Genomic DNA, 12,552 nt, shown 5'->3' on the forward strand with positions numbered 1-12,552 from the left:
TCTGAACGTACGCCCAGCGCCGAACGCCCATCACCCGAGATAATGGCGTATGCACATTGCGCACGTCACCGGCTTCTACTCGTCACCAGCGCTACTGCCCTCCAGCGTGGTGCGTTCTCGTGGCTTGGCCTACCGAGCTGCCGGGCATGAGTTCTCGATCATCATTCCCGGAGTCGATTCATCGGTAACGTGGACCGAATACGGAACCGTCGTTACCGTCCCGGCGCGCGGACGAGCACTTTCTCGCGGCTTCGTTCCGATCGCCAAAGCTGTGCGCCGCGCTGTGGACACACTCGCTCCTGATCAGATCGAGGTTGCTGACCGTCTCAGTGCACGCGAATTGGGATCCTGGGCACAGCACAATCGTGTACCCGCAGTGCTGCTCATAGACGACGGTGCTGCGGAGTGGGCCACCGGGCGTACTCCCCGAGGTTTCGACCAGATAGTTCATACCGGTGCGGCGAACTTAGAGCGTCACGGTTCGTCGGGGACCGAAGAAGTACACTCTCCCGCGATTGACTCCGACGCCCTGGAGGCTGACGATCGTGTGCTGAGCGTGCCATCCGGAGTGAACCTCGAAGTCTTTTCTCCTTTGCGGCACAACAGCACGCTCCGTGATTCAAGCGGAGCCGATCTGATCGTCGTGTGTGCGGCACCACTCACCGCCGCTGGTTCGGTGTCCGCGGCGATCGAGGTTGTGCGTGAGCGAGTTTCTCAGGGTGAAGACCTTCACTTGGTGGTGTTAGGAGACGGACCGCTGCGTGCACGGCTCGAACGAAGCGCACTCGGGATGCCGGTTCAGTTTCTCAGCGCCCACGATCTCACCTTGATCGAGAGAGCAGAAGTCTTTGCAACGGCGGACGTAGCCATCGTGACAACGAGTGGATCGTGGGGACACGCCAGCGCATTGGAATCGCTCGCGGCTGGTACTCCCACAATTCTCACTACCGCGTGCAACGAACGCTTGGCGTTTGTGGACGGAGGCGGACTTACGGTAGCTCCGGATATCACTCACATCGCTCACGCTCTCCGGATTCTCACCGACATCCCGGTAGAAGAGCGCAGAAGCTCCGCGAGAAAAACCGCACTCCCCCATGATTCCCTCGCTCAGGAGCGTCGCATGATTTCGCTGCACGAAACTTTGGCGGCTACTTCAAATGGCCAGCCTGCTCCATCTGACGCAGTTCCTTCTTGAGTTCCTGAACTTCGTCTCGCAATCGAGCGGCAAGCTCGAACTTCAACTCGGATGCCGCTTGAAGCATCTGTTCGTTGAGATCGCCAATGATATTTTCAAGATCATTTCCGCCGGCGGCAGCGATTCCTTCCCGCGCCAGTTTGGGCGTCGGAGTGCGTTTTTTGCCGTCACGGCTGCGAGTCGCGAGCAGCTCGGCAGTATCGGCGCCCTCCCGGAGAAGCGCGTCAGTGATATCTGCGATCTTCTTGCGCAGTGGCTGCGGGTCAATACCGTGCTCGGTGTTATAGGCGACCTGCTTCTCCCGGCGACGATCGGTCTCCTCAATCGCGAACGCCATCGAGCGCGTGACGACGTCGGCGTACATGTGCACCTCGCCCGAAACGTTTCGAGCGGCTCGTCCGATGGTTTGGATGAGCGACGTCGATGACCGCAAGAAGCCTTCTTTGTCGGCATCCAGAATTGCCACAAGCGATACCTCGGGAAGGTCAAGGCCCTCGCGAAGGAGGTTGATGCCAACCAGCACGTCATAGACGCCCTGGCGAAGTTCCGTAAGCAGCTCGACTCGACGCAGCGTATCGACGTCGGAGTGCAAGTAGCGCACCCGCACGCCATTCTCCGAAAGGAATTCGGTGAGTTCTTCGGCCATCTTTTTCGTGAGCGTAGTGACGAGAACTCGCTCGTTTTTCTCGACGCGAAGCCTGATCTGTTCGAGAAGGTCGTCGATCTGACCCTGAGATGGCTTGACCACGATTTGCGGATCGATGAGTCCTGTCGGGCGGATAACCTGCTCAACAACGGAGTCAGTGATACCCATCTCATATTTGCCCGGAGTCGCAGAAAGGTAGACCTTCTGGCCGGCCCGCTCAAGAAACTCTTCCCATTTCAACGGGCGATTGTCGAGCGCGCTAGGGAGGCGGAACCCGTGTTCCACGAGAGTGCGCTTTCGTGAGGCGTCGCCCTCGTACATGGCGCCGATCTGAGGCACCGTGACATGCGACTCATCGAGCACCACGAGAAAATCATCCGGAAAGTAGTCGAGCAAACAGCTTGGTGGTTCGCCCGGTTGGCGGCCATCCATGTGGAGAGAATAGTTCTCAATGCCGTTGCAGAAACCGATCTGCTCCATCATTTCGATGTCGAAGGTCGTGCGCATACGCAAGCGTTGAGCTTCGAGGAGCTTTCCTTGACGCTCCAGCACGCCAAGCCGGTCGGCGAGCTCTTCCTGAATGGACACGATTGCGGTTTTGATTGTTTCGGGGCTTGCCGAATAGTGGGTGCCAGGGAACACCGACACCGAATCCATCTTTTTGACGATGTCGCCGGTTAACGGATGCAGCGAGTAGAGCGCTTCGATCTCGTCTCCGAACATCTCGATTCGGATAGCAAGCTCTTCATACACTGGAATGATTTCAATGGTGTCGCCACGCACGCGGAAGTTTCCCCGCGAGAAGTCGTAGTCGTTGCGCTGATACTGCATTCCCACGAACTTGCGGATGAGCGTCTCACGATCGATGCGCATCCCCACCTGCAGGGCGATCATCGCTTCAAGATAGGACTCAGCAGCACCGAGCCCGTAAATGCTCGAGACGGTGGACACCACCACGGTGTCGCGGCGGCTGAGCAAAGAATTGGTAGTGGAGTGTCGCAGCCGCTCGACTTCAGCGTTGACCGACGAGTCCTTCTCAATGAAGGTATCTGTCTGAGGGATGTAGGCCTCGGGCTGGTAGTAGTCGTAGTACGAAACGAAATACTCCACCGCGTTGTTGGGCATCAGGTCTCGGAACTCGTTCGCCAGTTGAGCAGCAAGAGTCTTGTTGTGGGACATGATCAGCGTTGGACGCTGCACCTGCTCGATTAGCCACGCGGTCGTTGCCGACTTTCCCGTGCCTGTGGCACCGAGCAGCACAACATCTGTCTCGCCAGCATTGATTCGCTGAGCTAGCTCGCGAATAGCCTGAGGCTGATCTCCGGAAGGTGAATACTCGCTAATTACCTCAAAAGGACGTACTGAGCGAGTTGGTTCCATAGCTCAAGTGTAGGCACCGGCACTGACAACGACCCGAAAACCGAGTCGCTAGGCCAACGCTTAGCGCGAACTCACTAGTTGGTCGCGAAGCAACTGCCACACGTTGTCAGCGTGACGTTCTGTATCCGCCAATTCAGCTCCAGAATCCACGACGAAGTCGGCCACCGCTCTACGATCGCCGCTCGACGCTTGAGACGCGACGCGCCCTTCTGCCTCGCTACGCGGCATATTGCGGTGCTCGATCAACCGCTGAATGCGAGTTTCTGGATCAGCCTCAACCGTCACTACTGCCGAGAACTTATCGACGGGTTGACCCGACTCCACCAGTAAGGGGATGTCGTACACAATCAGCGCTTCAGGGTCGCGCTCGAAGGCGGCCGCGAAACGTTGCTTGGCGAGCCGACTGATCGCCGGATGGGTGATGCTGTTAAGAGCCTGACGGGCATCCGAGTCACCAAAAACGATACTGCCTAGAGCCTGGCGGTTGAGAGATCCATCGTCGTTCAGGACGTCTGCGCCAAAATGATCAACGATCGCGGCCAGCGCCGGGGAGGCTGGCTCCACCACTTCGCGGGCGAGAGCATCCGCATCGACGACGACAGCCCCGTGTTCGGCCCACCGCTTAGCTACAGTCGACTTTCCCGAAGCAATCCCACCGGTGAGCGCTATCAAGTGCATTCCTCAATGCTAACCTCAGCGTGTCGAAAGGGAGAGCGGATGTTCGAAGTACTCACCGGCAGCGGCCTCGCCGTCGCGGCTGGCCTCAACGCTTATATTCCGCTTCTCATACTGGGCCTTGCCGGTCGCGTTTTCGACTTTGTAGAACTGCCCGCCGTATGGGCGTGGCTCGAAAACCCGTGGGTGATCGCCGTTCTCGGTGTGCTGCTCGTGCTTGAAGTCATCGCCGACAAAGTGCCCGTCGTGGATTCCGTCAACGATTGGATTCAGACCATCGTGCGTCCCGCAGCAGGCGGCATTGCCTTCGGCACGGGCTCCGCTTCTGAGACAGCAGTGGTCACTGATCCAGCATCATTCTTTACGTCAGATGCGTGGGTGCCCGTCGTCATCGGAATCATTCTCGCGTTCGGAACCCACGCCACCAAAATGGCTGCACGCCCTGTGCTGAACGCCGCCACCGCCGGCGCGGCTGCCCCGGTTGTGAGCGCCGCAGAAGACATCAGTAGCGTTCTGCTCAGCCTGATGGCGCTTATTGTTCCTGTCATCGGAACGCTTGCCCTCATCGGGCTCATCGCGTGGCTCGTAGTGCGAGTTCGACGAGCGCGACGCACCATAAAACGCCCAGCCTAGGCGCCCCCAGCTCCGGCGCCGGCTCGTCAGCTGAGCAGAGATATGCCCCGTCCGCTTGCGGTGCGATGATTCATCCGACGATCGTGGCTTGTTAACTGAGTGTGGCCAGCCTCCCGAAGGAGACTGGCCACACTGTTCAGCTAAGTGTTACTAGTTGTTGCTCGAGAGCTTCTCACGCAGAGCGGCGAGAGTCTCGTCGTCTGCGAGCGTTCCCGCGCCTGCACTAGCTGCAGCGTCATCGTTGGAGAACGACGATGCTCCGGCGGGTGCACTGCTGATCGACTCTTCCTGAATCGCGGCAGCAGCAACCTGCTTCTTGTGCTGTTCCCAACGCGCCTGGGCTGCAGCGTAGTCCTGCTCCCACTTCTCGCGCTGTGACTCGAAGCCGTCTTTCCACTCGTTGGTCTCGGGGTCGAAACCATCGGGGTACTTGTAGTTGCCCTGGTCGTCGTACTCGGTGAGCATTCCGTAGAGTGCCGGGTCGAACTCGGTACCTTCGGGGTCAACGCCCTCGTTAGCCTGCTTGAGGCTAAGCGAGATGCGACGACGCTCGAGGTCGATGTCGATGACCTTGACGAATACTTCGTCGCCAACCGAAACAACCTGCTCGGCGAGTTCAACGTGCTTACCCGAAAGCTCGGAGATGTGCACGAGACCCTCGATGCCGTCTGCGACGCGAACGAACGCACCGAACGGAACGAGCTTGGTGACCTTACCGGGAGCAACCTGTCCGATTGCGTGGGTGCGGGCGAATACCTGCCACGGGTCTTCCTGCGTTGCCTTGAGCGACAGCGACACGCGCTCGCGCTCGAGGTCAACCTCAAGGATCTCAACCGTAACTTCCTGGCCAACTTCAACAACTTCTGAAGCGTGCTCGATGTGCTTCCACGAGAGCTCAGAAACGTGGACGAGGCCGTCTACGCCACCAAGATCAACGAATGCACCGAAGTTGACGATCGACGACACGACACCCTTGCGAACCTGGCCCTTGGCGAGGTTGTTGAGGAACGAAGTGCGGCTAGCCGACTGCGTCTCTTCGAGGAGTGCGCGGCGCGAAAGAACAACGTTGTTGCGGTTCTTGTCGAGCTCGAGGATCTTGGCTTCGATCTCCTGGCCGAGGTACGGCGTGAGGTCACGAACGCGGCGAAGCTCGATGAGCGATGCGGGGAGGAATCCACGAAGTCCGATGTCGACGATGAGTCCACCCTTGACAACCTCGATGACCGAACCGGTGACAACGCCATCCGATTCCTTGATCTTCTCGACGTCGCCCCAAGCACGCTCGTACTGTGCGCGCTTCTTGGACAGGATGAGACGACCTTCTTTGTCTTCCTTCTGGAGAACGAGGGCCTCAACGGTGTCGCCAACGTTGACAACCTCAGTGGGGTCAACGTCGTGCTTGATGGAAAGTTCACGAGAGGGGATAACACCCTCAGTCTTGTAACCGACGTCGAGGAGAACCTCGTCACGGTCGATCTTGACGACGGTACCTTCGATAAGGTCACCATCGTTGAAGAACTTCAGCGTCTTTTCGACTGCGGCGAGGAAATCTTCAGCAGATCCGATGTCATTGATGGCGACCTGCTTGGGTGCCTTGTCAGTCGTTGCGATTGTCATGTAGTAGTTGCTCCGGTATGGGTCACGCTTCGAAAAGCGCATAATTGGGCCGACGGCGAAATGAATCTGTGTGCTCGCCGTAGGCAGGCGAATAAGAAGTCACGAATGCGACACTCCAGCCTAGCGCTTCGACGCCACTAAAACCAACCACTTATCCGCCGTGTTTCGCGGTATTTTGGCGGGTTGAGGCCTCTCGCCCTCGCGCGCGAGAGACCCGTCAAACGTTAGCTCGCGGCGTAGGGAGCCAGAAGAGCCGAGCGCAAGGTATCTAGCCCCACCCCACCGACGTTCAGCGCACGGCGGTGGAACTCTCGAAGCGAGAAGTCAGCACCCTCGATAGCGTGGCATTCATCACGCAACTGCTCCCAGATGCGCTGCCCCACCTTGTACGACGGTGCCTGTCCCGGCCAACCGAAATAGCGGTTCACTTCGAAGCGAACGTTGGCGGGATCCAGCGTGACGTTGTTGGTCATAAAGTCGAGAGCGTAATCCCAATCCCACACACCCGAACCGGTGAGCTTGGGCTTGCCGAGATGAACACCGATGTCGAGAACGACGCGGGCCGCGCGCATCCGCTGACCATCAAGCATTCCAAGGCGATTTGCCGGGTCATCAAGGAAACCAAGATCAGCCATGAGGCGCTCAGCATAAAGTGCCCACCCCTCGGCGTGTCCAGACGTGCCCGACATTTGCCGACGGTAGGTATTCAGCTGATCGCGGTTATAGACAGCTTGGGCGATCTGAAGGTGATGCCCGGGGACGCCCTCGTGATAAACGGTCGTTGCCTCGCGCCACGTCGTGAACTCCGTGACCGACTCGGGCACCGACCACCACATGCGACCAGGACGCGAAAAGTCGTCACTCGGGCCCGTGTAGTAGATGATCCCGTCGTGCGTGGGTGCGATCATGCACTCCAACGCGCGCATCGGCTCCGCGATGTCGAAGTGTGTGCCAGCCAACGCTTCGATGGCTTCGTCGCTGAGCTTCTGCATCCATTTCTGCAGGGCATCAGTGCCGTGTAGCGTTCGCGAAGGGTCAGAGTCAAGAAGCTCGATTGCTTCGGTGATGGATGCTCCCGGCTTGATTTCGTGCGCGATCTTCTTTTGCTCGGCAGTCATGCGCGCCAGTTCTTCAATCCCCCACTCATAGGTTTCATCGAGGTCGACCGTGGCGCCGAGGAAGCGCTGAGACTGCAACGCGTAGAGCTCGCGGCCAAAAGCATCCTGAGGCGTCGCCCGCGGAGCAAGCTCGTCACTCAGAAAACGCTCGAGTTTCTGATAGCTGGATGCCGCAACAGCAGCCCCGTCAGCCAGGGCTGATTGGAGAGAACTGTCGCCGCCCACAGCCTCAGCTTGCGCAATGAACGACTCGAAGAATCCTCCGGGTGCTGAGATTTGGCGGGCTTGCGCCACAACTTCCGCAACCTGACGCTGCGCAGGCACCACTGCCCCATCAATACCGTGACGAAGGGTCGCGATGTAGCCATTGATCGCCTCCGGAATATTGTGCAGGCGCTCCGCAATCACAGACCAGTCTTCGCTGGATGCGGTCGGCATGAGATCGAGAACGCCACGAATCTCCTGGGCGGGACTCGCCAAATTATTGAGATCACGCTTCCACAATTGCGCGGCATCGGACTCTAGATCTAGCTTCAGAGTGGAAACCATGTCCGACTTTGTGACGAGGTCGACGTCGTCCATGACTGGCGCAGCTTGTAGCCGAGCAAGAATTTCCCTGGTCGACGCCACAACATGAGCATGCCCTTCGGGCGAATAGTCGGCATACCCCGAGTGCTGTCCCGGCGAACCGATGTAAGTTCCGATGGTCGGATCAAGTTCAACCAGAGTGGTGACCCATTCCTCGGCAATCGCATCGAGCGGAGTAGCCTGCCGCCCCGAGGGTGCAGCAGCTGAAGTAGAGGGCGTCATATCGGACATCGTTGTCTGGCTCCTTGATTGATCGTCGGGAATTGATGGGGCGGGAAAGCCGCCCCGAGGTCGCGCTAAGGCTTATCGAGTTCGCGGCCGAGCAGCTCGGCGAGAGACGCCAGCACGGGCTCGGACCCCTCATCGTCCGAGCTGAGCGTGATGACATCCTGATAGCTGATGCCCATCGCGAGCACGCCGAGGATGCTGCCGGCGTTAATCGTGGAGCCCGCGGCATCCGTCAGCATCACCGTGATTCCGCACTCGGCGACGGCATGAGCGAACACCGAAGCGGGACGCGCGTGCAGCCCAACTCGTGAACCGATCACTACCGTTGTGCTACTCACCGCTGCTCCTTTGTGGGGTGCTCTGAGAGTGGATGCCGAACGGTGCGAGCCTAATGTGCGGCGGAATCCCAGTTGTGGCCGGTGCCGATCTGCACATCAAGCGGAACCGACAGGGTCGCAGCCCCTGACATTCGCTCATGAACAATAGTAGTCATTCGGTCGAGCTCGCCTCCAGCGATTTCGAAGACCAATTCGTCGTGAACCTGAAGCAGCATGCGTGACTTCAGACCTTCATCGCGGATGTCGCCATCGATCTGGAGCATCGCGCGCTTGAGAATATCTGCGGCCGAGCCTTGAATTGGCGAGTTGAGCGCTTGACGTTCCGCGTTATCCCGAAGCACACGGTTCTTCGATGTGAGATCTCCGAATGGCCGACGACGACCGAAAATCGTCGTGGTGTACCCATCTACTCGCGCCTGTTCAACAACGTTGCGCAGGTAGTCGCGAACGGCACCGAATCGGGCGAAGTAGTCCGTCATGAGGGCTTTTGCCTCGCTCGTCTCAATGCGAAGTTGCTTGCTGAGGCCAAAAGCACTCAGACCATAGGCCAAGCCGTAGGACATCGCCTTGACCTTGGTGCGCATCTCTGGAGTGACATCGGCTGGTTCGACGCCGAAAATGCGCGAACCGACGAACCGGTGAAGGTCCTCCCCCTCGTTGAAGGCTTGGATGAGCCCGACATCGCCCGAGAGGTGCGCCATGATGCGCATCTCGATCTGCGAATAGTCCGCGGTGAGGAGGGTGTCATAGCCTTCCCCAGCCTCGAAGGCCGCACGAATCTGGCGCCCGGTCGCGGTCTTGACCGGGACGTTTTGCAGGTTGGGATCGTTCGAGGCGATGCGCCCGGTGCTTGATCCCGCCTGCTCATAGGTGGTGTGCACTCGGCCGGAGTCGTCGATCGCTTTCTCGATACCGGTGATGATCTGCACCAGCTTGGTGGCATCGCGGTGCTGCAAGAGCAGGTCGAGGAAGGGATGGGGTGCTTGTTCTTGGAGGTCGGCCAGGCTTGCGGCATCCGTGGAAAAGCCCGTCTTGTTAGCACGAGTCTTCGGCATTTCGAGCTGCGTGAAGAGAACCTCTTGCAATTGCTTCGGGCTGCCCAGGTTGATTTCGCGACCGATGACCTCGAACGCGTTACGCGCGACGTCGGCGGCTGTGGTGCTGAGCGAACTGCTGAGATCGGCCAACAGCTGGCGATTGACCGCGATGCCCGTGCGCTCCATCTGAGCAAACACCGGCACTAGAGGCATTTCAATATCGGTAAGCACTCCCAGCGAGCCCTCGTCGAGGCGCCCCGCGAGATACGCCGCAAGACGAACGACGTACCACGACTTGGTCGCAGGGCTGAGCTCTTCTGTCTCCGGAACCAGTTGATTCGGATCGCCCTGTTCGATCGTTTCGCCAAGATAGTTGTAGACCTGAGTCTCGAGCTCCTCAGGCTTGCCACCCGGCTTCAGGAGCCACGCTGCGAGCGTGGTGTCAAACGCAACGCCTGCAACGGCGAGGCCACTGTTGGCGGCGATCTTGAGCTGAACCTTGGCGGAGTGCATGTATTTGGGGGCGTCGCTCGCGAGCCACACCGTGAGCGCGTCATAATCGGGGCGATCGGCTGCCCACGGCACGAAGGCCGTCTCGGTGGCTGTCGCGAGGCCTAGTCCGGTGACAACGCCATCGACGCTGGCGATCGTGAGCCCCAACGGTGTCGTGTTGCCGTTGCTGTTAGTGGCGATCCACTTAGCGAGTTCTTCGTCGACCATCGTGCGCACCGCGGGAATGGCTGCGGCATCCTCAAGAACCGTAGCGGTCGACGACGACGGAGCATCGCTGCCCGCTTCGGCACCAGAAATCTTCATCACGCGCTGCAAGAGCGTCTTGAACTGAAGGCGATCGAACACCTCACGTACAGCAGCCTCGTCGATTGCGCGGCGATCGAGATCGCCGACATTCACCGGAAGCTCAACATCGGTGAGCAAGTGGTTGAGCTTGCGGTTGCGAACGGGACGATCGATCTGATCGCGAAGGTTCTGACCTACAACGCCCTTGATCTCCTCGGCGTGAGCCAACACCTCGTCGAGAGAGCCGTAGAGGTTGATCCACTTGACTGCAGTCTTCTCCCCCACCTTGTCGACGCCGATGAGGTTGTCGCTGGTTTCCCCGACAAGAGCTGCGACATCCGGATACTGGTGAGGCTCAATGCCATAACGCTCGAAAACGGCGTCACGGTCGTAGCGTTTGAGTTCGGAGACACCGCGAGCATTCGGATACAGCAGGGTGACGTTGTCGTTGACCATCTGAATGGCATCGCGGTCACCGGAGACCACGAGAACGCGGAAGCCGTTCTCTGAGCCCTCGTGCGCCAGCGTGGCGAGGATGTCGTCAGCCTCGTAGTCCTCTTTGCTCAGAGTTTGGATTCCCATGGCTTTGAGCGCTTCTTCAAGCAGCGGGATCTGCCCCACGAATTCCACAGGAGTCTCGCCGCGGGTTCCCTTGTACTCGGGATACTCCCGGGTGCGGAATGAATACCGCGAAATATCGAAGGCAACGGCCAGATGCGTAGGTTTCTCGTTCTGCAACAGAGAAATCAGCATCGACAAGAAACCGTGGATGGCATTGGTGTGCTGCCCATCGCGGTTCTGAAAACTGTCGACAGGGAGCGCATAAAAGGCTCGGAAGGCCAGCGAGTGGCCGTCAATGATCATAAGAGTAGGCTTTTGGGAATCCGACACGCAGCCAGCCTAGCCGGGGCTGCCGACAGCGGAAACGGCCTAACGCGAAGGACACTCTCTGTGAAGTACCCCGACGACCTCGATCCCGAACTATTTGCACGACTTGTCGAGTCGGGAGGCGGTTCGCTCACACGCAAAATGGGTATTGAGTTTCTCGAACTTGGCGCTGAACGATCCGTGGCCACGATGCCCGTTGAAGGCAATACGCAAGTAATCGGCATCCTGCACGGAGGCGCACACGTTGTGCTCGGGGAATCCCTCGGATCAATCTCGTCGGCCATTCATGCCGGCCCTGGCCGAGTAGCCATGGGGATTGAAATCAACGCGACTCACAGCCGCTCGGTGCGCTCCGGCATCGTGACGGCAACCTGCACGGCGATTGCTCTAGGGCGCACGCTGGCCACCCACGAAATCGTGATCCGTGACGAGCAAGAGCGTCGGCTCTCCACGATCCGGATTACGAACATCCTGAAAGATCGCCCGGCAACGTAGCCGCTGGCGTGTCGAAGTGCCGCTGAGACTTCTCAGCGGCGCTGAGAGCGCTGCGCTGAGTCTCTGGGCCCTCGCCTAAGCGGGTGCTACTTTTTGGCGCTGAGCTGATCGATGATCGCCTGCGACACATCGTGCATCGTCAAGCGACGGTCCATGGATGCCTTCTGAATCCACCGGAAAGCGTCAGGCTCGCTGAGCCCCATCTTCTCGTTCAGCAGTCCCTTAGCGCGGTCAACGAGCTTGCGTGTCTCAAAACGCTCAACCAGGTCGCTCACTTCAGCCTCGAGAGTGAGGATCTGCGTGTAACGGCTGAGAGCGATCTCGATAGCCGGGAGAAGATCGTTCGGGGTGAAGGGCTTGACCACGTAGGCCAGCGCTCCGGCCTCAGAAGCCCGCTCTACGAGTTCTTTCTGGCTAAAGGCAGTCAGCAGCACGACAGGCGCGATGTGGTTGGCGCTGAGGCGCTCCGCAGCAGAGATTCCATCGAGCTGAGGCATCTTGACATCCATGATGACCAGATCCGGGCGAAGCTCGGTAGCGAGCGCAACAGCAGTCTCGCCGTCACCCGCTTCTCCGACAACCTCGTAGCCGGCATCCCGCAGGATTTCGACAATGTCCATGCGGATGAGCGACTCATCTTCGGCAACGACAACGCGGCGGGGAGCATTTTGATTGGTGTTTTGGTCAGTCACAAGTGCAAGCCTACGGTATTCTATTCAGCGTTGTAGTCAGCCGAATTGGCGGAATGGTAGACGCGGAGCACTCAAAATGCTTTGTTCGAAAGGACGTGTGGGTTCGAGTCCCACATTCGGCACAACGAATTGCTAAAAAAACCGGGCGCAACTCAGTTGCTCCCGGTTTCTTTAGTTAACCGAGCGGCCGTCGCTGCGCATGGGGCAACCACTGAAACTCCCTA

At 58.9% G+C, this 12,552-nt stretch carries 10 protein-coding genes and 1 tRNA gene; 4 read left to right on the forward strand and 7 right to left on the reverse strand.

The annotated features are described in order from the left end of the window. The first annotated feature begins 49 nt into the window (after nucleotides 1–49). Nucleotides 50–1,195: a glycosyltransferase gene (locus tag I6E52_RS01380; RefSeq protein ID WP_197154366.1), complete on the forward strand. Its 1,146-nt coding sequence runs from the start codon at nucleotides 50–52 to the stop codon at nucleotides 1,193–1,195. Here I6E52_RS01380 and uvrB read toward each other — a convergent pair. Further along, on the reverse strand, nucleotides 1,149–3,221 hold the full coding sequence (gene uvrB, locus I6E52_RS01385) for an excinuclease ABC subunit UvrB (protein WP_197154369.1): 2,073 nt from the start codon (nucleotides 3,219–3,221) through the stop codon (nucleotides 1,149–1,151). The genes I6E52_RS01380 and uvrB overlap by 47 nt on opposite strands. Before the next feature lie 60 nt (nucleotides 3,222–3,281). Next, nucleotides 3,282–3,899 carry a dephospho-CoA kinase gene (gene coaE, locus I6E52_RS01390; protein ID WP_197154371.1) on the reverse strand — a complete coding sequence of 206 codons (618 nt, stop codon included), beginning with the start codon at nucleotides 3,897–3,899 and terminating at the stop codon, nucleotides 3,282–3,284. A gap of 39 nt (nucleotides 3,900–3,938) precedes the next feature. Between coaE and I6E52_RS01395 the strand changes: the two genes are divergently transcribed. Continuing rightward, nucleotides 3,939–4,529: a DUF4126 domain-containing protein gene (locus tag I6E52_RS01395; protein WP_197154373.1), complete on the forward strand. Its 591-nt coding sequence runs from the start codon at nucleotides 3,939–3,941 to the stop codon at nucleotides 4,527–4,529. 150 nt (nucleotides 4,530–4,679) lie between these two features. Here the strand turns inward: I6E52_RS01395 and rpsA are convergent, their stop codons facing one another. From rpsA to polA, 4 genes are all read right to left on the reverse strand, one after another. Beyond that, nucleotides 4,680–6,146 (reverse strand): 30S ribosomal protein S1, encoded by a 1,467-nt coding sequence (gene rpsA / locus I6E52_RS01400; RefSeq protein WP_197124668.1) that lies wholly within the window; start codon nucleotides 6,144–6,146, stop codon nucleotides 4,680–4,682. A 224-nt stretch (nucleotides 6,147–6,370) separates the two neighbouring features. Beyond that, nucleotides 6,371–8,083, reverse strand: a complete 1,713-nt coding sequence (locus I6E52_RS01405) for a DUF885 domain-containing protein (protein ID WP_197154374.1) — start codon at nucleotides 8,081–8,083, stop codon at nucleotides 6,371–6,373. Between the two features lie 65 nt (nucleotides 8,084–8,148). Further along, nucleotides 8,149–8,418, reverse strand: a complete 270-nt coding sequence (locus tag I6E52_RS01410; protein WP_197154375.1) for an HPr family phosphocarrier protein — start codon at nucleotides 8,416–8,418, stop codon at nucleotides 8,149–8,151. A gap of 50 nt (nucleotides 8,419–8,468) precedes the next feature. Then, entirely contained in the window at nucleotides 8,469–11,117 is a 2,649-nt protein-coding gene (polA, locus tag I6E52_RS01415; protein WP_231601728.1) for a DNA polymerase I, read from the reverse strand. An 87-nt stretch (nucleotides 11,118–11,204) separates the two neighbouring features. On the opposite strand from polA, the gene I6E52_RS01420 reads away from it, so the two are divergent. Further along, complete coding sequence (locus I6E52_RS01420; RefSeq protein WP_197124660.1) at nucleotides 11,205–11,636, forward strand: PaaI family thioesterase; 432 nt, start codon at nucleotides 11,205–11,207, stop codon at nucleotides 11,634–11,636. Nucleotides 11,637–11,722: 86 nt separating this feature from the next. Here I6E52_RS01420 and I6E52_RS01425 read toward each other — a convergent pair whose 3' ends face one another. Next, complete coding sequence (locus tag I6E52_RS01425) at nucleotides 11,723–12,328, reverse strand: ANTAR domain-containing response regulator (RefSeq protein WP_197124658.1); 606 nt, start codon at nucleotides 12,326–12,328, stop codon at nucleotides 11,723–11,725. Between the two features lie 39 nt (nucleotides 12,329–12,367). Between I6E52_RS01425 and I6E52_RS01430 the strand changes: the two genes are divergently transcribed. After that, a tRNA-Leu gene (locus tag I6E52_RS01430) sits at nucleotides 12,368–12,450 on the forward strand. Nucleotides 12,451–12,552: the final 102 nt, after the last annotated feature.

Origin of the sequence: Salinibacterium sp. NG253 (assembly GCF_015864945.1) — a bacterium.
Taxonomy (GTDB): domain Bacteria; phylum Actinomycetota; class Actinomycetes; order Actinomycetales; family Microbacteriaceae; genus Rhodoglobus.